The organism is Flavobacterium degerlachei (assembly GCF_900106645.1).
Lineage (GTDB): Bacteria > Bacteroidota > Bacteroidia > Flavobacteriales > Flavobacteriaceae > Flavobacterium > Flavobacterium degerlachei.
This window is the reverse complement of the sequence record NZ_FNMV01000002.1, coordinates 302,870-329,207: the sequence shown is the minus strand read 5'-3', so window position 1 is coordinate 329,207 and position 26,338 is coordinate 302,870. Positions and strand designations below refer to the sequence as shown.

The following is a 26,338-nucleotide window of genomic DNA, read 5'->3' as shown; positions in this document are numbered from 1 at the left end:
TGTAAATATTCTTTTTTAAGAGTCAATGCATTATTACTCTTATGTTTGGTTTAATGTAATACTTGATTATGAAACAAGTTTTTCTTTTCTTTTATTTATTTCTCACTACAATTGCTTTTTCGCAAGAAGATGCTTGGGTATATTTTAATGCCAAAAATAATTCGCAATTTTATTTTGATTCACCATTAGAAATGCTTTCGCAGAGGGCTTTGGATCGAAGAACAAATCAAAGTATTGCCATAGATTTAAAAGATATTCCAATTGACAAATCCTATATAAGTCAAATAAAATTAGCATCAGGTATTACAGTGATGGCCAAATCAAAATGGCTCAATGCGATCCATGTAAGAGGAACTCAAACTGCGATAAATTCATTAAAAACGTTTGCTTTTGTTGACAACATAGATTTTGCAAATAAAACATTAAACCAAACGGGAAAGACAGCCAAAACGTTTAAGATTAATGAACAAAGCAAGACTAAGAAAACAAAAATAGATTATGCTTACGGTACTTCAGCTAATCAAATCCAGATGCTAAATGGGGATGTTTTGCATCAAAAAAACTATACTGGTTCAGGAAAGATAATTGCTATTATGGACGCTGGTTTTCCGGGTGTGAATACTGTTCAACCTTTCCAGAGACTCCGAGATAACAAGCAAATTTTAGGTGGCTATGACTATGTGTCTAGAAATACTGATTTTTATACGGGTAGTTCTCATGGTACTCTCGTACTTTCTTCTATAGGAGGTTATAAAGAAAACTCATTAGTAGGGACGGCGCCAGACGCCTCTTATTACTTATTTATAACTGAGGATGATGCTGCTGAAAACCCTATTGAAGAATCCCTTTGGGTAGAAGCTGCCGAAAAAGCAGATAGTTTAGGTGTAGATATCATTAATACTTCCTTGGGATATTTTGAATATGATAACACGGCTTACAGTCATAGTTATGCTGATATGAATGGAACCACTAATTTTATTTCGCGTGGTGCAGAGATTGCATTTAGTAGAGGAATTATTGTGGTTACATCAGCAGGTAACGAAGGAACTACCTCACAACCTCATATTGGGGCACCAGCCGATGCGGTTTCAGTACTTTCAATTGGTGCCGTGAATTCAGGTAAAACAAGAGCTTCGTTTAGTTCAATTGGGCCTTCTTATGATAACCGAATAAAACCAGACGTGATGGCACAGGGGGCTTCAGCTGTTTTATCGGATCAATTCGGAAATATAATTACAGCAAATGGGACTTCATTTTCAAGTCCTATTATGGCGGGAATGGTGGCCTGCTTATGGCAAGCTTTTCCCAATAAAACAAACAAAGAAATTAGGCAGTTAATCATTGAGTCAGCAGATAGGTTTTCTGTGCCCGATTCTCAATATGGTTATGGGATTCCGGATTTTAGTCTTGCTTTAAACAAGACATTGTTTGTTGATGATTTTTCCAAAAAATATTTTGTAGCCTATCCAAATCCAACCACTGATCTGATTTCAGTTTCTTTTCCCGAAAGCTTCAATACTGGGAAAGTTATTTTTTATACTATATTAGGTAAAAAAGTTTTGGAACGAAGCATCAGCAATCAATCGGATACTTTTTCATTAAAGTCATTGAGCAACGGGATTTATTTTTACAAAATAGAAGTCGATGCTTTCTCAAAGAGCGGTAAAATAATAAAACAATAATACTCAACTTACTAATGAATAAAATCACAAAACTCTTCAATATTAAATATCCTATTATCCAAGCAGGAATGATCTGGGTTAGCGGTTATAAACTCGCCAGCGCAGCAAGTAATGCAGGTGGATTGGGCTTAATAGGAGCAGGCTCTATGTATCCTGAAGTATTACGGGAACATATTCAAAAATGTAAGAAAGCAACCTCAAAACCTTTCGGAGTAAATGTCCCGATGTTATATCCTAACATCGAGGAAATCATGAAAATTATCGTAGAGGAAGGGGTGAAAATTGTTTTTACGTCAGCTGGAAACCCTAAAACATGGACGCCTTATTTGAAAGAAAATGGGATAACGGTAGTACATGTGGTAAGTAGTACTGTTTTTGCACTGAAAGCGCAAGCCGCAGGTGTTGACGCCATAGTTGCTGAAGGCTTTGAAGCGGGTGGTCACAACGGAAGAGATGAAACCACAACATTCACCTTGATTCCGATGGTGAAAGAACAAATTCAGATTCCAGTAATTGCTGCTGGAGGTATTGCTGACGGTCGTGGAATGCTTGCCGCTATGGTCTTGGGTGCCGATGGTGTTCAGGTGGGAAGTAGGTTTGCTGCTTCATTAGAATCTTCGGCTCATGAGAACTTCAAGAAAACAATTATAGAAGTGCAGGAAGGTGGGACGCAATTGACATTGAAAGAATTGGCGCCAGTACGATTGGTTAAAAATAAATTCTACGAGGATCTTCAAGATTTGTATCAAAAATGTCCAACTAAGGAAGAATTATCAACATTTTTAGGCAGAGCAAGAGCAAAAAGAGGTATGTTTGAAGGCGATTTAATCGAAGGCGAGCTAGAGATTGGTCAAATTGCAGGATTGATTCATCAGATAAAATCAACAGAGGAAATCATTGTTGAAATGATGACAGATTTTGAAAAAGCAAGGAAAGAAGTGCAGTCGTTTGATTTCTAATTTTTATAAATAATGAACAAAATTAAAATATATATCGTGTTGCTTTTTTTAGGTCTTGGCTTGCAACATTCTTACGGTCAGAAGTATCAATTCAAAACCTCTGGTTTTAGTGTATTAGAAAAAAACGAAAGAGGTAAATGGGGTAAGTGGTCCGACTTAAAATTAGTGAATCTATTAGTATCATTGGATACCGATAAGAGTAGAATTATTGTTTACTCACAAGCTATTCAGTTGTTTGAAATTGTCGAGTATCAACCTGCAGAGGAAAATGATACAGATATTGTTTATTCTTTTACTTGTAAAGACAATAACGGAGATGACTGTACACTTTCTATAATTACTAGAAAAAATCAAGGCAACAGGAAGCAGTTGTATATCAATTATAATAATAGGATTATTGTCTATAACATATTCAATATGTAATGGATAAATAAAAAAAGTCGCTAATCGCGACTTTTTTTATTTGAAATATCTTTGGTTTACGATGATAATTTTACGCTTATAAACCAGAGTTTTGTTCTGAGAATCTAATTTACATCTTTAATAAAATCATCATACTCTGAATAAAAAAGCTCTAAAGCACTCATTTTTTCGTTGTAAAAAGAAAATATTTCATCCCAATAACTGCGATTACTGACACTTACACCTAATTTTTCAATCCAAATTCGGCTGATAGTTTTTCCATTCTCAAGGACATAATTTTTTTCGAAGACTAGGTCTTTTATAAACTCTTCTTCTAAAATATTTTTTAGAGCTTCCAGTTTTTCAAAATAACCAGTTCGCAAGTCGTCATTACGATGTTCAATATCGATTAACACTTGTGCTTTTTTGTTGTCTACATAAAATTTAAAAGAGAAATCTTTTATTTTAGTGTCGTATAGCACCCATTTTCGGGGATACTTCTCTGCGAATGTGACCCAGAATTCTCGCTTTAACTTTTGAGTTTCTTCTTTGCTATACATTTTGTTTGTTTTGGTTTTAGAAAACTTGCGCAATGCTATTTTCTAAACTATATTTATATTATATTCTAATTGCAAAAATAGACTTTGATTATGGATTTTCAATATTTTTTAGAATATGTTCCTAACTTAGCTGAGGCCAAGCTTCCGGCAATAGATGCACATATAAAAATGGCCCCGTTTGAAAGGATCGAAAGTCTAAAAAACATCGGCTTGGAAAGTAAGAATCCAAGAGTGGCTGCAGTAATGATGTTGTTTTACCCTAAAAAAGGAATGACCCATTTAGTGCTTATCGTTCGTAACTCCTATGAAGGGGTACATTCAGGGCAAATTGCATTTCCTGGCGGGAAATTTGAAATAGGGGATCAGGATTTTTCCTGGACGGCATTGCGTGAAACACAAGAAGAAGTAGGTGTGAATCCTGCTATGATTAACGTAGTCAAACCTTTTACAGAAGTGTATGTTCCACCAAGTAACTTTATGGTCCATCCTTATTTAGGAATATGTAAGGAGGAAATTTGCTTTGTTCTTGACCCTACAGAGGTGTCAAGCATAATTGAATTACCGTTGTCTGTTTTCTTGAATGATGAAATACTCATTGAAGCAAAAATGGCCACTTCCTATGCAAAGGAGGTTAATGTTCCAGCATTCAATATTGAAGGGCATGTTGTTTGGGGAGCTACAGCAATGATGTTGAGTGAGTTAAAAGATGTGCTGAAAGAGGTGTTAAATTCAAGACTTTAATATTCTAAGACGAATATAATGGTTTTGTATTTATTATGGTAATCAGTCGCTGTGCTGGATTTTCAGTTGAAAACTTAAAAAATAAAAAGCGTAAGTTTGTAATTCAAGTTTGCAAAAAATAAACACAATTTTATGGGGTTATTTAAGAGAAATTCTTTTGGTCATATACTGTTTTTAAAGAAATGGTTAATTCGAATGTTCGGAGGCATTACCCATAGGCGGTATAGAGGTTTTAATGAATTAAAGATTGAAGGCTCTGAAATTATCCGAAATTTACCAGATACGAATGTACTTTTCATATCTAATCATCAGACCTATTTTGCTGATGTCGTGGCTATGTTTCACGTTTTTAATGCTAGTTTGAAAGGTAGAGAAAACAATATAAAAGACGTACTGTATTTATGGAACCCTAAGCTGAATATTTATTATGTAGCAGCCAAAGAAACTATGCAATCAGGGATTTTGCCAAGAATTATGGCTTATGCTGGTGCTATTACAGTAGAACGAACCTGGCGTTCAAAAGGAGTTGATGTTAAAGAGAAAAAAGAGGTAAACCCTAATGATACTGAAAATATTAAAATAGCGCTTCAAGATGGTTGGGTAATTACTTTCCCCCAAGGGACAACCAAATCATTTAAACCAGTAAGGAAGGGAACGGCACATATCATCAAAGAGCACCGGCCTATTGTAGTTCCCATTGTCATAGACGGTTTTAGACGCTCATTTGACAAAAAAGGTTTGAGGATGAAAAAGAAAGGGATTTTGCAATCCTTTATCATTAAGGAACCTTTAGAAATTGATTACGATAATGACACTATCGATGAAATTGTTGAAAAAGTAGAATACGCTATTGAGCAACACAGTTCCTTTCTTAAAGTTATCCCTTGCGAGGAAAGAGAAGAAGAGGAAAAATTAAATAAACTGCGTCGATGGGAATATTGATATAAAAGAAAAGAGTTCGCCACGGCGAACTCTTTTCTTTTATAAATCTATTTTCTTTAATTCTTTATAATTGGCATACAATCTTCGGAGTAGGATTCCGTATAAGAGTCTGTAAAAAAGCCAAAAAAGTCCAAAGAACACAACGGTAGTTAAAAACAAAACTCCTATTGTGATTGCCATTACTTTTCCATTATGTGCGATTTGATCGTTTAAAATACTAGTTTCTGGATTGTAGGCAATAGCGATTACAAAGCCTATAATCAAACTCAAAACGGCCATCCCTAAATTGTACCATACATAATATTGAACCGTTTTACGGGTCCTTAAAATGTCTTTCATCAATTGTTTAGTAGCTACTGTCGTAGTGATCCTAATGTAGTTTTTGTAGAATAAGTATATAAAGGCTAATATCACTCCATAGTTAAAAATGGTTAGCACCTTGAAATAAGACACTAATTCTATATGATTCATTTTCTTTAAATATTCATCAGTGTTAAAACACACACTAATCAACGTCCATAGTAATACCTCCAAAACGCTAATAATTAAAATCCACTTCACTATTGAAGATGATTTTTTATGAATCATTTTGTAAATTTCTATTTCTGATATCTGCTCAAAAGAATTTTCGTTCTTTTTCCAGTCTTTTTTTAATAAATCCAGCTCTTTCATATTCCTTACGGATTTAATATTTTTTTTAATTTGCCCTTAATCCTGTTCATTTTAACTCTGGCGTTCACTTCGCTAATACCTAGAGTTTCGGCTATTTCTCGATAGTCTTTATCTTCGAGATACATAAAAACTAAGGCCTTCTCAATGTCATTTAACTGATATACGGCTTTGTACATTAGTTTAATTTGCTCTTCTTCCTCATAGTTGTAATCCACTTCCTTTATGAAGTGCTGTCGGCCCTCATACTCTACAGTAGCGACTGTACGCTTGTTTTTTCGATATAAGGTAATGGCCGTGTTCAATGCTACGCGATAGGCCCAAGTAGAAAATTTGCTATCGCCTCTAAATTTTGGAAAAGCCTTCCATAACTGAATGGTTATTTCCTGAAACAAATCTTTGTGTGCATCTTCACAATCAGTATACAATCTACATATCTTGTGGATTATATTTTGATTGTCCGTTAATTGCTTTACAAAAGAATGTTCTAGATTTTCACTCATGATACATTAGTACGACTCTATTCAGATTTGTTACAAAGTACTGCTTTTTTATTTTGTAGCACAGCTTTTTTGAGACACAATCAACAGTCGTCCCGCTGTACATTACAATCTTTATTTTTCTTTAAAGAAAAGAAAAATAAAGGATTTTCATTTCCATCGGGGCTATTTGACAAGTTTACTTCTTTTACAAGCTGTTTATCAGGAGTTTTACCAATATTTACAGCTCATGGTTTTTTTTGCCATAATAATTCACCATCAAATTGACAAATTTGCTGTAGCTCTGCATTCCGTCTGCTTGTTGATTTAGTTTTAAAAAATTATCGTAAAAAAGATGAAAACCAGTTTGTATTGCAGTTTCATATTCTGCTCTAAAATCTTTGCTTTCTTGATAGTTTTTTAAAATCCCGGGATGAACGGTTTTTACAAGTTGGTCAAAAATAGGCTTATTGCGCATTTCCCAGTTGCCTAAACAATACCGCAAGGCAAAACTATATCCAGAATATTGAAAGTATAAATTGTCATTGTTTACCGAGGCCAGAAAACCAATAAAATTACATTCGGTTTCGCTGGCAAATCCCAATTGGTGTGCCATTTCGTGGCAAGATGTGGTTGGGAAATTATACATCGGACCTAAGTAATTCACTTGGGCCTCATTAGTAAATGGGTTTAGGTAACCGCCAAAACCCATATAGATTAAGGGCAGACTGATTAGTGATTTTTTTGCGCTCAAATTGCTATAAGAAAAGAAGGGGTGGCTGATGGCTAAATTTTCATAACCGTTCATATTCATTTGAAAAGCTTGTTCTTGTGAATAGGGGAAGACCACTTTTTCACTGCTATTCTTTGTAATTTGATTTTGGATGGCATTTGTTTTTACAATCAGTTTTTTTGTAAATCGAAGCAATTCCTCATCTGAATAATCCCTTTCGATTGCCATTTTTTCAAAAAGAGGTTGGCGATAATAGTTCATTGCCCATAGCAGATGAAACATAAAATAAAAGATGGACACAAAACTTAAAACAGTTAATGCATTATCCTTCCAGTCTAATTTCCAAGTTTTTCTTTTAATCCAGAGCCATCTCAATATAAGGAAGATTAAAATAAAGTAAATAAAATCTCCTACAGAGAAAGGAATGCCTCCAAATAGCGTTCTTGAAAATGATGTAATAACAGGGTATAATCCGTTGCTGTAAAACCGTTCCACATATTCTGGAAAGAAAGGAATAATTTGAAGAATAATTATTTGGACAAAAAGAAAGAGCGGAAGAATGTGTTTTTGTTTCACAGCAATGTTTTATAAAATGTAAAGGTAATTACAATATCTATTAGTGCCGAAAAAGAGTTTAAACTTTGTAACTTTGAATTTTAAAAATAATATAATTCAAATATAAATAAATGAGTCAAGAAATAAGAAATTTAGAACCCAAAGTACTTTGGAATAAGTTTGCCGATTTAAATGCTGTGCCTCGCCCTTCTAAAAAAGAGGAACGAGTAATTGAATTTATGAAAGACTTCGGGAAGAACCTTGGATTAGAAACTTTTGAAGATGATATCCGAAATGTAATTATTCGCAAGCCAGCCACTGCAGGAATGGAGAGTCGCAAAGCCATTGTAATGCAAGGGCATTTAGATATGGTACACCAGAAAAATTCAGATACTGTTTTTGATTTTGATACTCAAGGAATCGACATGTATGTTGATGGAGACTGGGTGCGTGCTAGAGGTACAACTCTTGGTGCTGATAATGGTCTTGGAGTTGCCGCAATTATGGCAATTTTAGAAAGTACTGACATTCCTCATCCTGCTATTGAAGCATTGTTTACAATTGATGAAGAGACAGGAATGACTGGAGCATTAAATCTTAAAGGAGGAATTCTTCAAGGTCAAATTCTATTGAATTTAGATACCGAAGAAGATGATGAAATCGATATTGGTTGTGCCGGAGGTATTGACGTTACCGCAACCGCAGAATATGATGAAGAGGAAACTCCAGAAGGTTCAGTAGGCTATGCTATTACTGTAAAAGGATTAAAAGGAGGTCATTCAGGAATGGATATTCACAAAGGCTTAGGTAATGCAAATAAAATTATGAACCGTTTGTTATTTGATGGTTTTGATAATTTTGGATTACAGATTTCTGAAATTCTAGGAGGAAGTTTACGTAATGCAATTCCAAGAGAAAGCGTTGCTAAAGTGGTGATTGCTGAAGTGTATGACGAAGCATTTGTTTATGATATGCAGCAAATTGTAAATGATATCAAAACAGAATTGAAAACGACAGAACCAAATCTAGAGGTTGTTTTTGAGAAATTAGATGTTACTCCAGCTAAAGTAATGCCTTCTATTGCTCAGTTTTATTTTGTTAGAGCAATGTATGCTGCTCATAATGGAGTTTATGCTATGAGTGCTGATTTTGCTGACCTAGTAGAAACGTCTAATAATATTGCTAAAGTAGTATTAGGAGGAGGGAATCTTTCTATTCAATGCTTAACACGTTCTTCTGTAGAAACGGCTAAATTTGACTTGGCAAACAGTTTACGTTCTGCATTTGAATTGATGGGATGTGAAGTGGAGCTTTCAGGATCGTATCCAGGTTGGACACCTAACGCGGAATCAGAAATTTTAGATGTTCTAGTTCCTCTTTATGAAAAACAAGTTGGAGAAAAACCTAGAGTGGTAGCATGTCACGCAGGATTAGAATGCGGTATTCTAGGTACTAATTATCCGGAAATGGATATGATTTCTTTTGGTCCTACTATCCATGGTGCACACTCACCTGATGAAAGAGCTAGTATTTCTTCTTCTCAGAAATTCTGGAAGTTTTTACTGGAAATTTTGGCTAATATTCCAATGAAATAATAGAAAGCTATTACGAATAAAAATAAGTAACCCTCGTTTATCAAATAAGCGAGGGTTTGTTATTTTAAAGAAATTAGTCTCTTTTAGGAGCGTTTTTCTTTTCTCTTTTTTCGTCTTTTTTTTCTTTAGCCGTTTTAAGAGGCTCTTTTTTTGCGGTTTTCTTCGCGTCTTGACTTTTTGCCATGATATAAGTATTAAGGTTTTCTATTACAATGTAAGTAAATGTATATAATATTTTGATTATTTTAAATATTATTGCAAGAAATCGCCGTCTATGATTAATAATTCAGCTCCATTTACTGATATAGAACGATGCGAGCTTTCATTATCAGAGACTACATAGCTCATTCCTTCTGAAATGTATGTTTCTTCCCCTGATTCCATTTCGCTTATTAGATGTCCTTTGAGGCAGTGGAAAATATGTCCTTTTTGGCACCAATGGTCAGCCTGATAATTTTCTGAATAAGTAACTTTTCTAATTCTAAGTCCAGCTATTTGTATAGTTTGAGATATGACAGTTCCAGTTTCTCCTGGACTTTCAATTTTTTCTATTTTGTCCCAATTAATGGATTGGAAAGGTATATTAGACATAATTTGAGTAGTTTAATTAAAACTTAAATTCATTTTTTAAATGAAATCCTCAACTATGACTATAATTGAGGATTATATATTTTTGTTAACTTATTAAAGTAAGTTGTCGATGTAGAATAATTATCTTTTTTTCAAAATCTTATATTCTTCATAACAACCACTTATGGCATCCATAATTTGCAAATCATTTGCTGTTTTAATAAAAGATTCCGAATAATTGCATCGTTGTAATATTTCGGCAATTTCTTTTTTATCTACACCAAGTAATACTGCAATTGTTTCTCTGTCAAACTTGGATTCCAAAAGATTTCGAACAGTGTCGTCCTTTTTCATTTCTTTAAGTTTTTTAAGCTCCTTAGGATTATTTCCAAAGAAATTATATAGCATGTCGGCTGGATTGAAAATGGAGCCTAGAACTCTTCCAAAAGCATTTGGAGAGTATTCACCAGCTTCATAGCCGTGTGTTAATCCAGAAATACTGTAACGGTAGTTTTCATTTGTTGGAATTGTTTTTGAATCAACTTCCAAATATCCCGTTAAGTTAAAAGGTCTGATTACTACTTCCTCTAATGCTATAGCTTTTTCGGTAAGGAATATTTTGGCAACTTTGTTTTTTATCCAGTCATTGGTGACTTTAACCCTTAGAGATTGAAAACCTAAAAACGAAATATGTAATGTATCAGTTGGCTGTACATCGATTTCAAAGTAACCTTGTGAATCGGTTCTTGCTCCTCGTACCTTGTTGATATTAATGATATTGACATTGATTAGGGGAGATTTAGTATTATCGTTATAGATATAACCGGATACTTTTTGGGATGGAACTATATCCTGTGCCGAAGCGACTGTGGATAGTATTAAAAAAAAGAAGACTACAAAATATTTCATAAACTGGTTTAAAACTTTAAAAGTAATAAAACAGGATTAAATATTTTGTAGTCCCTTATATTATTATAAGAAAATTAACAATAAATGTTAGTCTCTTCTTGGTCTTCTTGGTCTAGATGAATCACCGAAACTCTCAGAACGTCTAGGAGCTCTATCTGAAGAACCTTCTCCTCTTGGAGCAGAGCTTCTTCCGCCAAATCCACCTTCTCTTGGAGCTGAACTTCTTCCACCGAAACCACCTTCTCTTGGAGCTGAGTTTCTGTCGCTTCTGAATCCACCACCTGAACCTTCTCTTCTTGGTGCAAAGCTACCTTCTCTTCTTGGAGCAGAACTTCTTCCACCTCCACCAAAACCACCAGAACTTCTTCCGTTATGGTCGCGTCTTCCGCCACCATCATTTTTAGAAATTTCAACATTGATACGACGTCCTTCTAATTGTACGTTGTTCAATACTTCCATTACTTTATCTGTGTGTTCTGGATCTGTGTTAAAGAAAGAGAAACCTTCTTTTACGTCTACTTTGAAAACGTCATCGCGACCTAGGTCTAATGTTTCTTTCAAGTAATCTTTTAATGACATCCAATCAAAGTTATCTCTAGAACCTATGTTCACAAAATATCTTGTTGCGCCACCATTATTGTTTTCTCTTGGAGCACCATCTCTGTCATCACGTCTTTCAGAACCTGAAGCTTGATTAGAGATATCTCTAGTTTTCTTGTAATAGTTGATAAAACGATTAAACTCTACAGAAACCATTTTCTTGATTAACTCTTCTTTCGATAAAGCTTCAAGAACATTGTTTATTGCAGGAAGATAGTTGTCAATTTCGTGATCAACTTCTACGTCTTTAATTTTATTAGCTAAGTGTAATAATTGTATTTCGCAGATTTCAATTCCAGAAGGGATTGTTTTTTCTTCAAATTTTTGCTTGATGATTCTTTCAATAGAAGAAATCTTACGCAATTCACTTTTAGTTACAATAACGATAGAAGTACCTAATTTACCAGCACGACCAGTACGACCTGAACGGTGATTGTAAGTTTCTATTTCGTCAGGAAGTTGGTAATTCACTACGTGAGTAATGTTATCAACGTCAATTCCACGTGCAGCAACGTCAGTAGCTACAAGCATTTGGATTTGTCTTCCTCTAAAAGATTTCATTACACCATCACGTTGCGCTTGAGATAAATCTCCGTGCAATGCAGCAGCACTGTATCCGTCTTCTACTAATTTCTCAGCAACAGCTTGTGTATCACGTTTTGTTCTACAAAAAACTACTGAGAAGATGTCTGGATTAGCATCAGCTAAACGTTTCAAAGCTTCGTAACGGTCACGAGCATTTACAAGGTAAAACTCATGAGAAACTGTTGCAGAACCTGAATTTTTAGCTCCTACAGTAATTTCAATAGGGTCTTTCATGAATTGTTTACCAATTCTAGCAACCTCTGCTGGCATTGTAGCCGAGAATAACCATGTGTTTTTTTCGTCTGGAGTAGTTGATAGGATGTTTACGATATCTTCGTAGAAACCCATGTTCAACATTTCGTCAGCCTCATCTAGAATACAAAAGTTAATTTGAGAAATGTTTACCAATCCTCTATTAATCATGTCTTGCATTCTTCCTGGAGTTGCCACAATAATTTGTGCGCCTCTCTTAATTTCTCTTGCTTGGTCTGTTATGCTAGCCCCACCGTAAACTGCTACCACATTAATACCTTTTTCGTATTTAGAGTAGTTTTTAATTTCGTTGGTAATCTGCAAACAAAGTTCGCGTGTTGGAGATAAAATTAATGCTTGAGTATTCCTGTTGTTAGCATCAATCTTTTGGATAACTGGAAAACCAAATGCTGCCGTTTTCCCTGTCCCTGTCTGAGCCAACGCAACCATATCTGTGTCTTTTTCCAATAATAGGGGAATCGCTTTCTCCTGTACTTCGGTCGGATTCTCAAATCCTAGATCTAAAATCGCCTTCAGTAACGATTCACTCAATCCTAATTGTTCAAATTTGTTCATATGTATTTTTAAAATAGGGTGCAAAAGTACTCTAAATTATCGAGATAAACTAATGGTGTTTCAAGTTTCGTCGTTTTAATACTATTTGATTATCAGAAAGTTATATTTTTCATTGAATACTTTCTGTGCTATTTTTAGATTTAACGATCCAAAAGTTGGCGTGTCTCTATGAAATTTAATCAAAAACTATTGAAATTTCAAAGATTATTTTTGGTTTTCAAAAAAGGAAATCAATTGTTGGGTTGCAATAGCTCGATGACTTATTTTATTTTTAAGATCTGATGCCATTTCGGCAAAAGTTTCCTGATAGCCCTCTGGCTGGAAGATAGGGTCGTAACCAAAGCCTTCAGCGCCAGATTTTTCTAAGCTGATTTTCCCAGGAGCAATACCAGTAAATAGATGCTGTTTGCCATTGGTATTTAAGGCTATTACCGTTTTGAACTGTGCATTCCTATTAGTTTCCCCAGTTAAAACGTCTAGAAGTTTGTTTAAGTTGTCTTCAGAATTACGTTGTTCGCCCGCATACCTAGCAGAGTAAACACCAGGTTCTCCATTTAATGCTTCTACTTCTAATCCTGTATCATCAGCAAAACAATCATAACCGTATTTTTGAGTCACATAATTGGCTTTCAAAATCGCATTTCCTTCTATTGTATTTGAAGTTTCGGGAATTTCTTCATGACAACCAATATCTTCGAGGCTCAGAATTGTTATCGATTGAGGAAGTATTTGCTGGATTTCTTTTATTTTATTTTTATTATTGGAAGCGAAAACTAGTTGCATTTCTTTTAGGTTTAAATAGAGTATACAAAGATACATTTTTTAAAACTTCCTAAATAATATAGATTAGACAGAATCGGAATTGCAGAATTGTCAAATGAATTAGGTGATTTTGATAATAGTTACTTGTTTAAAATTTATTTCTTGATTAATCTTTCTAGGCGGTACGTATAATTGTTAAATAGTGGTTAATTAATTGTTTTACAGTGTTTTAAGTAATTATTATTCGTATCTTTGAGTATGGTTTTGGTTTGTTTTCGAATATGGCCATCTGCAAAGAGTAGCGTATTAGATAGTCATTTGTATCGTAAGGTATAAGTTGAAAATGATAAACCAAAGTCGATAATTGGAGGCCTGTAAAAAGGCCTCCTTTTTTATTGTGGTTACTAACCTCAGGATTATATTTTTTAAAATTTTCACTTATTTATGGGATGTTCATAAAAATAGGGAGCTGATTTTGAAAAATAGAGTCTTTTGTGGAATAAGATGAAAATAGTTCAGTTTCTATATGATATTGAGTTAAATATCAGTTAATCTATTGTTTATGATGTATTTACGTGTTTGTTAGTTGTATCTTTGAGTATGGTTTTGATTAATTACTTGTGTTTTTAATCTTCACATAAGATTGATAGCGCAATATTCAGCTATACAAATTCAGTATGAGTTGATAATGGTAAATCAGAACTTACAACTGGAGGGCTTTTAAAGCCCTCCTTTTTTTATGGATATTATATTCCTTTTTAATACTTTGTTACGTTTGTCAGATTATCTGGAAAATATAAGTCGGCTAAATGCGTAAATTCATCACCACGCATAAAAATTGAGCCGTCGACTTCGTTATAACTAGATTTTCCAGCTGCTGCGAGAAGTTCATTGGCGGCATGCAGGGTGTTTTTGTGGTAGTGAAAAACTCGTTCCGATTTGTCAGTAACAACAAGACCTTTCATTAGCATTTTGTCTTGGGTAGCAACCCCTGTAGGACAGTTGTTCGTATTGCAGCGCAAAGCTTGAATACAACCTAATGAAAACATAAAGCCTCTGGCGCTATTACACATGTCAGCTCCCATTGCTATTGCTCGAAGTATAGAATAGCCCGAAATTACTTTTCCGCTCCCTATCACTCTTATTTTATCACGAATATTTAATCTGATTAATGTCTTATTTGCAAATATTAGTGCGGGTTCAAATGGCATACCCACACCATCAGAGAACTCCAGTGGTGCTGCTCCAGTTCCTCCTTCGGCACCGTCAATTGTTATGAAATCAGGGAAACAATTTTGCAAAATCATTTCTTGGCAAATCATTTCAAATTCGCTGGTCTGACCAATACATAATTTGAAGCCAATGGGTTTTCCATTTGATAGTTCACGTAGCTGAGCTACAAATTTGATTAGGCCTTCCGGATTGTGAAAAGCAGTATGACTTGGCGGGGAAAGAATGGTTGTGTGTGGTTTCACACCTCTTATCTTAGCTATTTGTTCCGTGTTTTTCGAAGCTGGTAGTACGCCTCCATGACCTGGTTTAGCACCTTGTGATAATTTTATTTCAATCATTTTTACAGAAGGATGCTTGGATTTATCTGTGAATTTATCTGCGTCAAAACTCCCTTCGTCATTGCGACAACCAAAATACCCGGTTCCTATTTGCCAGGTGACATCACCACCTTGCAAGTGAAACTCTGTAAGTCCGCCTTCTCCAGTATTGTGATAGAAATTACCTTTATGAGCTCCTTTGTTGAGTGCTATAATAGCATTTTCGCTCAATGAGCCAAAACTCATTGCTGAGATATTTAGTATTGAAGCGGAATAAGGCTGTTTACAATCAGGTCCTCCCACTAGGACACGTGGTAACTCATCATTGACTTTTGCAGGAAATATAGAATGTCTAATCCCTTCATAATTGGATTGGTTGATGTCTAATTGTGTTCCAAAAGGAGTTGTGGCATCAATATTTTTAGCTCTTTGATAAGCAAGGGAGCGCTCGTTTCTCGAGAAAGGTTTACCGTCAGTTGTTCGTTCGATAAAATATTGCTGAATTTCTGGAGCAATTCCTTCAAAAATATACCTGAAATATCCCAGAACGGGGAAGTTCCTAAGAATGGCATGTCTGTGCTGTAGACTATTCATAAGTCCAATAAGTAGTAGGACTACTATAGCGGATGGGATAAGAATACTGGTTTTAAAATAGAAAAAGAATACCAAGGATATAATGAATGCTATAATTCCAAAAGTAAAAAATTGTTTTCTCATGTCGAAAATATTAGTTTTCAACTAAATTAGAAAGAATATGGTATTATTTGTATTTAAACCTTAAAAAAAAGAAAAAATTAACTTTATATTTCGCACAGTAAATAAGGCTTATGTTGAAACCGATTAGTTGTTTTTAACGTAGGTAGTTAAATAGTAAAGAATTATAATGAATATAAATAAATGCCTTCCATATTTTAGTGTTACAAAGATTTTGTTACTCTTTTTAGTTTTTACAAGTTCGTATTCACAATATGTTTTTCAGGTGAATACTATGCCTGATAAAATTTCCTTACATGAATATACGACGGTTGCTGATGTAGGGGAGAGAGATTTAGAAATTAAATATGTAATTGCTAATTTCGAATCCTTGAAGCCAAGACCGCTGCAAACGGAGAATGATGATTTGGGTTTTAACCAAAATAATTTTTGGGCAAAATTAGAACTTCAAAATGCAACTGATTTAGATTTACATTATTACCTTGAAACGGCACGTCCTATAACTGATTTAGTTGAACTATACACGGTAGATGAAACCTCAGGAAAGGTTACTAAAGCCATAAGCGGAGATAATTTGGCTTTTGCAGAGCGAACCTATGATAATCGAAAAACTCTTTTTAAAATTGATATCCAGTCTAATTCAAAGCTGAAATTATTTTTGCACTTAAGGAGCGACGGAGAAAATATAAAACTGCCAGTGAATTTATACTCAGCGGATAGTCTTATATCGACGCTTTCTTTTGAGCAGTTAATTTTTGGTTTGTTTTATGGGATTTTGGCAATTGTAGCAATTATCTACTTTTTTTTCTTCTTTGCCCTTAAAGAAATTACCTTTTTATATTATAGTTTATATGTAGTTTTTGTTGGTTTATTACAATTTGCATTAGATGGTTTCTTTTATGAATTCGTGACTCCTTCTGCGGGTTGGTTTTCAAATCATTCAGTATTGTTAATCGCCATAATCGCCGTTTTTCTATCTGGAAAATACAGTGAAGTATTTTTGAATATAAAGAAACACAGCAAGAGTATTTACCGATTATTTAATATCGCTTATGTATCATTGTTCTTATTGCTTTTGTGTGTGATCTTTTTTCCATCCATCTTGTTAATGAGTTATATCGCGATAAATGTACTTACGCTTGTATTCTTGATTCTAATTGTATATTCGATAATCTACCTATATTATAAAAGAAAACCAGTAGACCCTTTTTTTACCGTTGGATTTCTGTCTCTGATATTGGGTTTCGGAGTATTTATATTGTATAATTTTGGATTGTTGCCTCATAGTTTTTTAACACAAAACAGTTCTAAGCTCGGTACAGGCTTGGAGATTATTTTTCTTTCGCTTTCCATGTCCAATTTAATCAGGAATCTTAAAAATGAAAAAAATGAGTTGAATCGCATCGCCCTAGTTCGTTCAGAAGAAATGAATGACTTAAAGACATACTTTTTATCTAATATCAGTCATGAATTACGAACTCCGTTAAATGCTATTATGAATTTGATTGATTCCATATCTAGTGAAGTAGAAGACGAGAAGATTAAAAAGAATTGTCAGGTTATTAAATATTCATCACATGGTTTATTGAGTTCTGTGAATGATATTTTAGACTTTTCAAAAATTGAGAAAAAGGAATTGAAATTAGAGAATGCTGCTTTTAATCCGCTGCAACTTTTGGAAAGAATAGCTAGAAATGCTGAAATTAGAGCTCAGGACAAGGGGTTAGAGTTTCATTATACAAAACGAGATGGTTTTCCTGCTTTACTGATGGGAGATGAAAACAGACTGAGCCAAGTAGTAAACAATGTATTGAGCAATGCGATTAAATTTACTTCGGAAGGATTTGTAAAATTTGAAATAGAAACTCAAATTAAAGAGAATAATAGGGCAAGTTTAATAATTACAGTCACTGATTCCGGTGTAGGTATCCCGAAAGAAAAGTTAGATAGTATTTTTGATTCTTTTTCTCAAAATAGTATTGATAACAAGAGAAAGTTTGGCGGACTGGGACTGGGGCTTTACATTGTAAAAACCATTGTGGATATGCAAAACGGAACAATAGCCATGAATAGTTATGTAGGAAAAGGAACAAGCTGCAACATCACGATTGATTTTGATGTTGTTGAACAAAAAAAGCTTGAAACCATTGCTACAGAAGCTGTAGTATATGATTTAGGAGGAAAAACGATTCTGGTGGTCGAAGACAATTCGATGAATCAGATGGTGATCAAAATGATCACTAAAAAATGGCTGAATACTACCGTTATATATGCAAATAATGGTCAAGAGGGTTTAGATGCTTTTAAAACGAATGCAATAGATGTTGTTTTAATGGATCTACAAATGCCGGTTATGGATGGTTATGAAGCTACCATTGCGATCAGAAATGGTGAAGTGGGACAGGATAATTCAAACATTCCTATTATTGCTCTAACGGCTGATGTTATGGAAAGCACCAAGTCACGAGTAGCAGAAATAGGAATGAATCATTATCTAACTAAGCCAATTAATAAAGAAACTTTGTTTCAGGTAATAAAAAACTTAGTCTAGGTATAACGCAAGCGCACATAAACATGCTTGATTCCTTTTTTGTCAGAATCCCTTTCGTCGATTTCAAGAATGTCAGTTAAGGATTTTAGCATGGGTGTTAGTTTTGGAAAACCGTAATTTCTAGGGTCGAATTCCGGTTTTTTCTTCACGATAAGGTTTCCTACATCACCAAGGAATGCCCAACCACTATCATCAGCAATGTCATCTATTGAGTCTTCAATGAGATCAATAGTGGGTTCGTCAATTTTATTAAGGGGCTTTTGAGGTGCTTTTTCAACAACTTTTGGCGTATTCTTATCAATTACTTTTTTTGTTTCAGTAGCTGAAGCTCTTTTTGGCTTCTTTTTCTTAATGTGACCATCTAAAACTTCAATGTAAATAAATCTATCACAGGCTACAATGAACGAGTTGGGTGTTTTTTGCTCACCTATTCCAATGACCTTCATACCAGATTCCCGAAGACGTATGGCTAAACGAGTAAAGTCACTATCGCTGGATACGATACAAAAACCATCTACTTTATCAGAGTATAATAAATCCATGGCATCAATAATCATCGCTGAATCAGAAGAATTTTTACCTACTGTATAGCTGTATTGCTGAATAGGAGTAATGGCGTGTTCTAGTAGAACTCCTTTCCAACCGCCAGCATTTGGTTTCGTCCAATCAGCGTAAATACGTTTGGTTGTAGGTGTTCCAAATTTGGTTATTTCTTCCATCATTCCTTTTACATTACTATAAGGAACATTGTCTGCATCTATTAGAACAGCTAATTTTAGTTCTTTTGTATCTTGTGCCATAAATGAATAATTGATTTATTTAATCAAAGGTACAAAGTTTATTGATGAAATCGACTTTTTAGCCCTGATCGAAACGGCATCCCACGCTTTTTTGCGTGGATATAGTGTAGAGCAGGAATAGCTCCTAACAGTCAAAAAGAGGTACTTATAAAAATAAATTTACTTTAAAACCCTTTATAAAATATAAATTTTTATTTTTGCAGCTTCTTAAAGTTAAAATTATTACTTAAATATATTATGGTAAAAGATTTATTCGAAAGGATTCAAAACAATAAAGGACCATTAGGAAAATGGGCTTCACAGGCTGAAGGCTATTTTGTTTTTCCTAAATTAGAAGGTGAGTTAGGTCCAAGAATGCAGTTTGGTGGAAAAGATATTTTGAACTGGAGTTTGAATGACTATTTAGGTTTAGCGAATCACCCTGAGGTGAGACAAGCGGATACAGATGCGGCAATTCAATACGGAGCGGCTTACCCAATGGGAGCGCGAATGATGAGTGGACAAACTAAATATCATGAGCAATTAGAACAAGAATTGGCTGCTTTTGTAATGAAAGAATCTGCTTATTTATTGAATTTTGGTTACCAAGGAATGGTGTCTATCATTGACGCTTTGGTTACAAAAAACGATGTTATTGTATATGATGTAGATGCACATGCTTGTATTATTGATGGTGTTCGTTTGCACATGGGTAAACGTTTTACTTACCGTCATAATGACGTTGAAAGTATGGAAAAAAACCTGCAACGTGCTACGAAATTAGCTGAAGAAAACGGTGGAGGAATTTTATTCATTACTGAAGGTGTTTTTGGAATGCGTGGACAACAAGGAAAATTGAAAGAGATTGTTGCTATGAAGCAAAAATACAATTTCCGTTTACTTGTAGATGATGCACATGGTTTTGGAACACTAGGAAAAACAGGTGCTGGAGCAGGTGAGGAACAAGGAGTTCAGGATGATATTGATGTTTATTTTTCAACTTTTGCAAAATCAATGGCTAACATTGGTGCATTTGTAGCTGCTGATAAAGACATTATTGATTACCTTAAATACAACATGCGTTCTCAAATGTTTGCTAAATCATTACCAATGATTCAAACAATTGGTTCGTTGAAACGTTTGGAATTGTTACGTAATCATCCAGAATTGAAAGACAAACTTTGGGAAAACGTAAATGCATTACAAAGCGGATTGCGTTCTAGAAATTTCAATATTGGAGATACTAATACTTGTGTTACACCAGTATATCTTGAAGGAAGTGTGCCAGAAGCTATGATTATGGTAAACGACTTAAGAGAAAACTACAGTATTTTCTTATCGATCGTGATCTATCCTGTAATTCCAAAAGGAATTATCTTATTGAGAATGATACCTACAACTTCACATTCATTATCAGATATTGATGAAACACTAGTTGCTTTTGAAGCGATTCGTGAGAAATTAGAAAACGGAACTTATAAAGAAATAGCATCAAAAACTACTGTTGATTTAGACGCTTAATATTATAAAATCTTAATTTCTCCATGTGAGAATTATATAACAAAATCCATTCATTGTATGAATGGATTTTTTTGTTTTTAGGTAACTTTACCAATGTATTAACCATAAATAGAAACAATTATGAAAAAAGTAAATTTATTTTCAGCCGTTATATTAATAGCTATATCAAGCTCTTGTATGAATAGTAAAAAAGAAGTGGAGGGTGTGCCTAAATTACAAGTTGAAGCACCGATGGAAACAACAGTCAAAGAATGCTATCAAGCCATAATTGAAAAAGATACTATCACGCTAACTGTTGATGTCAATAATGTAAATCAATTTGAAGGGGAATTAAATTATTCTTACTATCAAAAGGATAAAAGCTTTGGAACTCTTTTAGGGAATATGAAAGGCGATACTATTTTTGCTGATTACACTTTTCAGTCCGAAGGAATTACGTCAATAAGAGAATTGGTTTTTCTAAAAAAAGATTCAAATACTATTATTGAAGGACACGGTGAAGTTTTAGAAACTAACGGAAAAATGGCACTGAAAGACAAAAGCAATATTAAATTTGACGGAAATGTAGTTTACAATAAAATTGATTGTAAATAATAATTGTCAATAAATACAAAATAAAAAAATATCCATTAGTTTAGGCTAATGGATATTTTTGTTTTTATAAGAATTTCAAAAACCGATCTTTTTTAAAGTTCGATTCTAAAAGTTTTTCTTCTGCAGTGAACTTCAGGTTTAAAGTGTTTCCACAAATTATGAACGGCAATATTATCAGCCAATTCCGGCGTTCTGAAACAGTTTATAACTCCCTTTTCAGTAAAAGTGTTGTAGTATTCATTAAAAATGATTGCTGTAACCGCTTTGTTTTGAAAATCAGGATGCACACCGATGAGGTAAAAAATCATGTCCTTACTTTGCTTCTTTGCTTTTAATAAATGGATAAATCCAAAAGGGAATAATTTTCCTTTTGCTTTTTGCAATGCCTTAGAAAATGATGGCATAACGATGCTGAAAGCAACGATATTATGGTCCTTGTCTTCTACAAACTTAATGTATTCCGGATTGATTAAGCTAATATATTTTTTCTTAAAATATTCTTTTTGAGTATCTGAAATAGCGACAAAAGAAGATAATGAAGCATAAGACTCATTGAATAAATCAAACATTTTGTCTACATGAGGCATCACCTCTTTGGTGGTCTTGAAATTAAGAGGACTTAATTGATATCTTCTTTTTACCAAGTCATTGGCTTTCTCGAAAAACTCCGGTTTTACATTTTCAAAAGGGAATTTACTTTCTATGTATTCTTTTTCAGTTACATAGCCCAATTGCTCAAAATGGTTAGCGTAATACGGGTGATTGTACCAGGTAATCATAGTTCCCAATTGATCGAAACCTTCAGTAAGAACTCCTACTTTATCTAGATTAGAAAATCCCATTGGACCTTCAACATGTTCTAAATTGTTTTTTCGGCCTAATTCATATACTTTTTCAAGTAATGCTTTGGTTACTTCAATATCATCAATAACATCAAACCAGCCAAAACGGACTTTCTTTTTTTGTTGATTGTTTACTTCGCTCCAATTAATGATGGCAGCGATTCTTCCCACGATATCTCTGCCATTGTAGGCAATGTAAAAATAAGCTTCAGCATTCTCGAAAGCTGGGTTTTTTGTTTTGTCAAAGGACTCCAATTCATCTGCAATGATTGGTGGTACCCAGAATTCGTTGTCTTTGTATAGTGAAAAAGGGAATTTTATGTAATCAGTTAATTCGTTTTTGGTAGTAGCTTCTTTAATTGTAATCATTGTGGAATTTTATAGTGTGTTTTCTAACGCTTCTTTGCGTTTTTTATTTTTCTTTTCTGCCTTTTTTTGAGATTTTGATTTTTTGTTGCCTCCATTGTCTAGGCTCATTCTCACTTCTTTATAATTGGCATCATAACGCCAGGAGAATCCAATTCCGCCATACAGAACCGTTGGAGTATCTTTAAAATTACTACTGATGGATGCGTCAATTTGCATGTCGTTATTCAATAAATAAGCGGCACCGCCACGAACAATAGCATCGCTATAAAAATCACTTTTAAAGCCCTGGTTCTCAACAAAACCTGACCATTTGTCTGAGAAACCCTTTGTTAAAGTTAATACGTAACCGTAACTTGGATAATCAGTTGTAACATAATCAGCAATAATATTGGTTACAAAAACCCAGCTACCGTCACCTAAATGGTTTTGCGTGATTAACATGATTTTTGGTGAGATATTAGCATAAGGAGAAAAAGAATACGGATTGTCAGCCATTGTGAAATTGGCACCCGCAAAAACGGAAACTGCAGGAATTAATTTGTGCCAGTCGAAAGCTTGATTTGCTTTCCAGCTGTATACATTTACTTTTTTCTCGTAATTTTTAAAAGGATCGTAAATTAAATATTTAGCTCCCAAAACGGTTTGCTTTAATGCGGATTTATTGATGCTGCTGTATTGAGTTGTGAAATCTTCGTTTTGATACTGTATATCAGCTATCAATTCGAGTTTTTCCATAAATAATCCCCATCTTAAGGTCAAATCTAATCCGTAGCCATTAGCATCATATTCTAATAGTCTGTGGTTTTCTTTGATTCCATAAATTCCAGTTTCCACTTGAATCACATTTTTCCCAACGGCAAATGCGGACATCGTTTCTCCAGGTCTATTGGAATTAATTTGATCTGTATGTTGCCCATAATGAAGGTTAGGTAGAATAATTAGAGCAAAAAGGAAGACGATTTTAAGTTTTGACATATTATTTTTTTTGAGTTTAAAAGTAATAACGCTTTTCAAATGTACTATAATTTATTATTTATTTAAGAATGATAGTTTAATTTTGAGCGTAGGATTTATTAATTTTGGAAAAAATTATTAAATTATGCAAACTGCCTCTTTTACGGGTTTTATAAGAATAGTATTTTATATACTTGCTTTCTATTACATTTTTAAATTTTTGGCTAAACTGTTTTTGCCATTAATAGTTAAAAAAGTAGTACAAAAAGCAGGGGAAAATTTTCAGCAGCAACAACAACGCTCGCAATCTACTTCATGGGGTAATACACAATCTAAAGATGAAGTGATTTACGATACAAAAAACGATAAAAATCCTCGAGAAACTAAAAAAGTAGGAGAATATGTTGATTACGAAGAAATAGATTAAATTTGCCGTAGTTTACAGTCTTTTATTCAAAAAAAACTCTCGATAAATTGAAAATAATAAATAAGTTTTACCCGCACGCGCTTGCCATTTTTGGTTTTGTATTCATTTCACTCCTTTATTTTTATCCTGTTCTGCAGGGCAAACAGATTTTTCAATCTGATATTGCTCAGTATACTGGTATGGCTAAAGAGCAAAACGACTTTAGAGCTTCAGAGCATGTAGAGCCTTTTTGGACAAACTCGGCCTTTGGTGGAATGCCAACGTACCAGCTAGGTGCAAAATATCCACACGATTATATAGGTGCTATTGACGATGCGTTACGATTTTTACCTCGTCCAGCAGATTATTTGTTTTTATACTTCTTAGGGTTTTACGGTTTACTATTGGTAATGAAAGTTGACCCGCTGAAAGCATTTTTTGGTGCTTTGGCTTTTGGTTTTTCGACCTATTTGATAATTATATTGGGTGTTGGGCATAATGCCAAAGCGCATGCCATTGCCTATATGCCTCTTGTGATTGCTGGTTTTATATTGGTTTTCAGGAAGAAATACGTGCTGGGAGGTTTAGTGACGATGTTTGCCACGGCCTTGGAAATTAATGCCAATCACTTTCAAATGACCTATTATTTATTAATATTCTTATTGATACTTTCGGGTTATTTTATTTACCAAGACATAAAAAAGAAAGACAATAAATCACTTTTAAGAGCTTTTGGGGTATTAGCCATTGCAGGGATTCTTGCTATTGGCGCGAATGCTACTAATCTTTTGGCTACGGCAGAATATGCCAGCTTTAGTACTAGAGGAAAAAGTGAATTGAGTTACAATCCAGATGGTTCAAGTAATACGAACTCCACCGCGATGAGCCGTGAATATATTACGGAATACAGTTATGGAGTGGCGGAAAGCCTTAATCTTGTTGCTCCAAGACTTTTTGGAGGTTCAAATCACGAAGCTGTAGGGACAGACAGTAATATGTACGAGTTCATGATTGGAAAAGGGGTGCCAGCTGATCAAGCCAGTGATTTTGTAAGCGGAATGCCTACCTATTGGGGAGACCAGCCTATTGTAGCTGCACCTGCTTATATTGGAGTCGTAGTTTTCTTTTTGGCAATTTTGGCCTTATTTATAGATGAGAGAAAAATAAAATATGTTTTTCTTTCTGGAGCCATCACTGCACTATTACTATCTTGGGGTAAAAACTTCCCTATACTGACAGACTTTTTTATCGATTACATTCCAATGTATAATAAATTTAGGGCTGTATCATCTATACAAGTAATACTGGAACTGTGTTTTCCTGTATTAGCTATTATGGGACTGCAATCCTTTTTTAAATTAGATAAAGAACAACAGTGGAAAGCTCTTAAACAAGCTGGTTCTGTAGCACTTGGGCTAATAGTAGTTTTGTTTTTCAGCAAAGGGCTATTTAGTTTTTCAGGAGTTAATGATGGGTATTATTTAGAGAGTTACGGACCTGAATTCGTTGATGCGCTGAAAGGCGACAGAATGAGTTTATATAGCGCTGATTTGTTGCGTTCTGGTTTCTTTATATTAGTAGTGGCAGGGATATTATGGTTGTTTATCAAAAATAGAATTGCCCAAAATACCGCTATCATTCTTGTAGGTGTATTTATGGTTGCCGATTTGTTTTTTGTTGATAAGAATTATGTTTCAGGAAAGGATTTTGTAAGTAGTAGGGAAATAGAAGTTCCTTTTCAGGAAACTCCTTCAGATATGGAGATTCTTAAGGATACCTCAATATACCGTGTCTTTGAGGTAAGCGGTAATTTCTCTAGTGCTAGAGCCTCTTATTTCCATAAATCAATTGGTGGTTATCATGCTGCAAAACCGAGAAGAGTTCAGCAACTATTCGATTACCAGATTTCTAAAAATAACATGGAAGTTTTGAATATGTTGAATGTTAAATACATCATTCAAACAGATAAAGAGGGAAAAGTATTCCCTACTCAAAATCCGAATGCCAATGGAAATGCTTGGTTTGTTCATGACGTTAAATTGGTAAATAAAGCCAATGACGAAATGAAAATGTTGGATAAATTTGATACTAAAAAAGCAGCTATTTTCAATATTCATATCTATGGAGATAAATTCAAAAATGCTCGCTTAAAAAGAAATTTGGATACAACAGGAACTATCAAAATCCAAGAATATAAGCCTAATTACATTAAATATATTTCTAATAATCCAAATGAAGGTTTGGCGGTTTTCTCTGAAATTTATTATGAAAACGGTTGGAATGCTTACATTGATGGAGTAAAAACAGAGCATTTTCCAGTAGATTATGTACTGAGAGCATTAATTGTACCAGGTGGTGAACATACTGTTGAATTCAAATTTGAACCTCAAGTCATAAAAACGGGAAGCACAATTACACTAATTAGTGTTGCTGGAATGTTGTTGCTTTTGGTTGGTGGGGTTTACTATGAAAGAAAAAAAAAATAGT

General features: G+C 34.2%; 23 protein-coding genes. 11 read left to right on the top strand and 12 right to left on the bottom strand.

Annotated elements, in window-relative coordinates; translation table 11 throughout:
* Positions 1-68: 68 nt before the first annotated feature.
* From BLV91_RS03540 to BLV91_RS03530, 3 genes are read left to right on the top strand one after another with little or no spacing between them, the layout of a single operon-like run.
* A complete protein-coding gene (locus BLV91_RS03540; protein ID WP_091429673.1) occupies positions 69-1,682 on the top strand; it encodes a S8 family peptidase in 1,614 nt (537 codons plus the stop codon).
* Positions 1,683-1,696: 14 nt separating this feature from the next.
* Positions 1,697-2,641: an NAD(P)H-dependent flavin oxidoreductase gene (locus BLV91_RS03535; protein ID WP_091429672.1), complete on the top strand. Its 945-nt coding sequence runs from the start codon at positions 1,697-1,699 to the stop codon at positions 2,639-2,641.
* A 12-nt stretch (positions 2,642-2,653) separates the two neighbouring features.
* Complete coding sequence (locus BLV91_RS03530; RefSeq protein WP_091429671.1) at positions 2,654-3,064, top strand: hypothetical protein; 411 nt, start codon at positions 2,654-2,656, stop codon at positions 3,062-3,064.
* A 104-nt stretch (positions 3,065-3,168) separates the two neighbouring features.
* Here BLV91_RS03530 and BLV91_RS03525 read toward each other — a convergent pair whose 3' ends face one another.
* Positions 3,169-3,603, bottom strand: a complete 435-nt coding sequence (locus BLV91_RS03525) for a DUF4268 domain-containing protein (RefSeq protein ID WP_091429670.1) — start codon at positions 3,601-3,603, stop codon at positions 3,169-3,171.
* 90 nt (positions 3,604-3,693) lie between these two features.
* Between BLV91_RS03525 and BLV91_RS03520 the strand changes: the two genes are divergently transcribed.
* Both BLV91_RS03520 and BLV91_RS03515 read left to right on the top strand, forming a co-directional pair.
* The gene (locus BLV91_RS03520; RefSeq protein WP_091429669.1) at positions 3,694-4,344 is read left to right on the top strand and encodes an NUDIX hydrolase; all 651 of its coding nucleotides are present in this window, start codon (positions 3,694-3,696) and stop codon (positions 4,342-4,344) included.
* Between the two features lie 132 nt (positions 4,345-4,476).
* Positions 4,477-5,286: a lysophospholipid acyltransferase family protein gene (locus BLV91_RS03515; RefSeq protein ID WP_091429668.1), complete on the top strand. Its 810-nt coding sequence runs from the start codon at positions 4,477-4,479 to the stop codon at positions 5,284-5,286.
* A 39-nt stretch (positions 5,287-5,325) separates the two neighbouring features.
* Here BLV91_RS03515 and BLV91_RS03510 read toward each other — a convergent pair whose 3' ends face one another.
* The 3 genes from BLV91_RS03510 to BLV91_RS03500 form a co-directional block, all read right to left on the bottom strand.
* Positions 5,326-5,958: a hypothetical protein gene (locus BLV91_RS03510; RefSeq protein ID WP_091429667.1), complete on the bottom strand. Its 633-nt coding sequence runs from the start codon at positions 5,956-5,958 to the stop codon at positions 5,326-5,328.
* A 5-nt stretch (positions 5,959-5,963) separates the two neighbouring features.
* On the bottom strand, positions 5,964-6,458 hold the full coding sequence (locus BLV91_RS03505) for an RNA polymerase sigma factor (protein ID WP_091429666.1): 495 nt from the start codon (positions 6,456-6,458) through the stop codon (positions 5,964-5,966).
* Between the two features lie 217 nt (positions 6,459-6,675).
* On the bottom strand, positions 6,676-7,743 hold the full coding sequence (locus tag BLV91_RS03500; protein WP_091429665.1) for a DUF3810 domain-containing protein: 1,068 nt from the start codon (positions 7,741-7,743) through the stop codon (positions 6,676-6,678).
* A 110-nt stretch (positions 7,744-7,853) separates the two neighbouring features.
* On the opposite strand from BLV91_RS03500, the gene BLV91_RS03495 reads away from it, so the two are divergent.
* Positions 7,854-9,317: an aminoacyl-histidine dipeptidase gene (locus BLV91_RS03495; protein ID WP_091429664.1), complete on the top strand. Its 1,464-nt coding sequence runs from the start codon at positions 7,854-7,856 to the stop codon at positions 9,315-9,317.
* Positions 9,318-9,569: 252 nt separating this feature from the next.
* Here the strand turns inward: BLV91_RS03495 and BLV91_RS03485 are convergent, their stop codons facing one another.
* From BLV91_RS03485 to BLV91_RS03465, 5 genes are all read right to left on the bottom strand, one after another.
* Entirely contained in the window at positions 9,570-9,908 is a 339-nt protein-coding gene (locus BLV91_RS03485) for a DHCW motif cupin fold protein (RefSeq protein WP_091429662.1), read from the bottom strand.
* A 120-nt stretch (positions 9,909-10,028) separates the two neighbouring features.
* Entirely contained in the window at positions 10,029-10,796 is a 768-nt protein-coding gene (locus BLV91_RS03480; protein WP_091429661.1) for a carboxypeptidase-like regulatory domain-containing protein, read from the bottom strand.
* A gap of 87 nt (positions 10,797-10,883) precedes the next feature.
* Entirely contained in the window at positions 10,884-12,809 is a 1,926-nt protein-coding gene (locus BLV91_RS03475) for a DEAD/DEAH box helicase (protein ID WP_091429660.1), read from the bottom strand.
* A 204-nt stretch (positions 12,810-13,013) separates the two neighbouring features.
* Positions 13,014-13,592 carry a non-canonical purine NTP diphosphatase gene (locus BLV91_RS03470; RefSeq protein WP_091429659.1) on the bottom strand — a complete coding sequence of 193 codons (579 nt, stop codon included), beginning with the start codon at positions 13,590-13,592 and terminating at the stop codon, positions 13,014-13,016.
* A 737-nt stretch (positions 13,593-14,329) separates the two neighbouring features.
* Positions 14,330-15,838 (bottom strand): FMN-binding glutamate synthase family protein, encoded by a 1,509-nt coding sequence (locus BLV91_RS03465; protein ID WP_091429658.1) that lies wholly within the window; start codon positions 15,836-15,838, stop codon positions 14,330-14,332.
* 271 nt (positions 15,839-16,109) lie between these two features.
* Here BLV91_RS03465 and BLV91_RS03460 point away from each other — a divergent pair, with 271 nt between their 5' ends.
* Entirely contained in the window at positions 16,110-18,386 is a 2,277-nt protein-coding gene (locus BLV91_RS03460; RefSeq protein ID WP_245709599.1) for a hybrid sensor histidine kinase/response regulator, read from the top strand.
* On the opposite strand, the gene BLV91_RS03455 is transcribed toward BLV91_RS03460, so the two are convergent.
* Positions 18,383-19,186, bottom strand: a complete 804-nt coding sequence (locus tag BLV91_RS03455; protein ID WP_091429654.1) for an NYN domain-containing protein — start codon at positions 19,184-19,186, stop codon at positions 18,383-18,385. The genes BLV91_RS03460 and BLV91_RS03455 overlap by 4 nt on opposite strands.
* A gap of 237 nt (positions 19,187-19,423) precedes the next feature.
* Between BLV91_RS03455 and BLV91_RS03450 the strand changes: the two genes are divergently transcribed.
* Complete coding sequence (locus tag BLV91_RS03450; RefSeq protein ID WP_091429651.1) at positions 19,424-20,686, top strand: cysteate-C-fatty acyltransferase; 1,263 nt, start codon at positions 19,424-19,426, stop codon at positions 20,684-20,686.
* Positions 20,687-20,806: 120 nt separating this feature from the next.
* Positions 20,807-21,280 carry a hypothetical protein gene (locus BLV91_RS03445; protein ID WP_091429649.1) on the top strand — a complete coding sequence of 158 codons (474 nt, stop codon included), beginning with the start codon at positions 20,807-20,809 and terminating at the stop codon, positions 21,278-21,280.
* Positions 21,281-21,372: 92 nt separating this feature from the next.
* Here BLV91_RS03445 and BLV91_RS03440 read toward each other — a convergent pair whose 3' ends face one another.
* The gene (locus tag BLV91_RS03440; RefSeq protein WP_091429647.1) at positions 21,373-22,491 is read right to left on the bottom strand and encodes a GTP cyclohydrolase; all 1,119 of its coding nucleotides are present in this window, start codon (positions 22,489-22,491) and stop codon (positions 21,373-21,375) included.
* A gap of 9 nt (positions 22,492-22,500) precedes the next feature.
* Positions 22,501-23,466 (bottom strand): transporter, encoded by a 966-nt coding sequence (locus tag BLV91_RS03435; RefSeq protein ID WP_245709598.1) that lies wholly within the window; start codon positions 23,464-23,466, stop codon positions 22,501-22,503.
* Between the two features lie 124 nt (positions 23,467-23,590).
* On the opposite strand from BLV91_RS03435, the gene BLV91_RS03430 reads away from it, so the two are divergent.
* Together BLV91_RS03430 and BLV91_RS03425 are read left to right on the top strand one after the other, a co-directional pair.
* Entirely contained in the window at positions 23,591-23,872 is a 282-nt protein-coding gene (locus BLV91_RS03430; RefSeq protein ID WP_091429645.1) for a DUF4834 family protein, read from the top strand.
* Positions 23,873-23,919: 47 nt separating this feature from the next.
* Positions 23,920-26,337, top strand: coding sequence for a YfhO family protein (locus BLV91_RS03425; protein ID WP_091429643.1), 2,418 nt, complete (start codon positions 23,920-23,922; stop codon positions 26,335-26,337).
* Position 26,338 lies beyond the last annotated feature (1 nt).

Excerpts from the sequence above, each read along its gene's own strand:
- BLV91_RS03540 (WP_091429673.1), top strand. The coding sequence starts at position 69 with ATGAAACAAGTTTTTCTTTTCTTTTATTTATTTCTCACTACAATTGCT.
- BLV91_RS03535 (WP_091429672.1), top strand. The coding sequence starts at position 1,697 with ATGAATAAAATCACAAAACTCTTCAATATTAAATATCCTATTATCCAA.
- BLV91_RS03530 (WP_091429671.1), top strand. The coding sequence starts at position 2,654 with ATGAACAAAATTAAAATATATATCGTGTTGCTTTTTTTAGGTCTTGGC.
- BLV91_RS03525 (WP_091429670.1), bottom strand. The coding sequence starts at position 3,603 with ATGTATAGCAAAGAAGAAACTCAAAAGTTAAAGCGAGAATTCTGGGTC.
- BLV91_RS03520 (WP_091429669.1), top strand. The coding sequence starts at position 3,694 with ATGGATTTTCAATATTTTTTAGAATATGTTCCTAACTTAGCTGAGGCC.
- BLV91_RS03515 (WP_091429668.1), top strand. The coding sequence starts at position 4,477 with ATGGGGTTATTTAAGAGAAATTCTTTTGGTCATATACTGTTTTTAAAG.
- BLV91_RS03510 (WP_091429667.1), bottom strand. The coding sequence starts at position 5,958 with ATGAAAGAGCTGGATTTATTAAAAAAAGACTGGAAAAAGAACGAAAAT.
- BLV91_RS03505 (WP_091429666.1), bottom strand. The coding sequence starts at position 6,458 with ATGAGTGAAAATCTAGAACATTCTTTTGTAAAGCAATTAACGGACAAT.
- BLV91_RS03495 (WP_091429664.1), top strand. The coding sequence starts at position 7,854 with ATGAGTCAAGAAATAAGAAATTTAGAACCCAAAGTACTTTGGAATAAG.
- BLV91_RS03485 (WP_091429662.1), bottom strand. The coding sequence starts at position 9,908 with ATGTCTAATATACCTTTCCAATCCATTAATTGGGACAAAATAGAAAAA.
- BLV91_RS03480 (WP_091429661.1), bottom strand. The coding sequence starts at position 10,796 with ATGAAATATTTTGTAGTCTTCTTTTTTTTAATACTATCCACAGTCGCT.
- BLV91_RS03475 (WP_091429660.1), bottom strand. The coding sequence starts at position 12,809 with ATGAACAAATTTGAACAATTAGGATTGAGTGAATCGTTACTGAAGGCG.
- BLV91_RS03470 (WP_091429659.1), bottom strand. The coding sequence starts at position 13,592 with ATGCAACTAGTTTTCGCTTCCAATAATAAAAATAAAATAAAAGAAATC.
- BLV91_RS03465 (WP_091429658.1), bottom strand. The coding sequence starts at position 15,838 with ATGAGAAAACAATTTTTTACTTTTGGAATTATAGCATTCATTATATCC.
- BLV91_RS03460 (WP_245709599.1), top strand. The coding sequence starts at position 16,110 with ATGCCTGATAAAATTTCCTTACATGAATATACGACGGTTGCTGATGTA.
- BLV91_RS03455 (WP_091429654.1), bottom strand. The coding sequence starts at position 19,186 with ATGGCACAAGATACAAAAGAACTAAAATTAGCTGTTCTAATAGATGCA.
- BLV91_RS03450 (WP_091429651.1), top strand. The coding sequence starts at position 19,424 with ATGGTAAAAGATTTATTCGAAAGGATTCAAAACAATAAAGGACCATTA.
- BLV91_RS03445 (WP_091429649.1), top strand. The coding sequence starts at position 20,807 with ATGAAAAAAGTAAATTTATTTTCAGCCGTTATATTAATAGCTATATCA.
- BLV91_RS03440 (WP_091429647.1), bottom strand. The coding sequence starts at position 22,491 with ATGATTACAATTAAAGAAGCTACTACCAAAAACGAATTAACTGATTAC.
- BLV91_RS03435 (WP_245709598.1), bottom strand. The coding sequence starts at position 23,466 with ATGTCAAAACTTAAAATCGTCTTCCTTTTTGCTCTAATTATTCTACCT.
- BLV91_RS03430 (WP_091429645.1), top strand. The coding sequence starts at position 23,591 with ATGCAAACTGCCTCTTTTACGGGTTTTATAAGAATAGTATTTTATATA.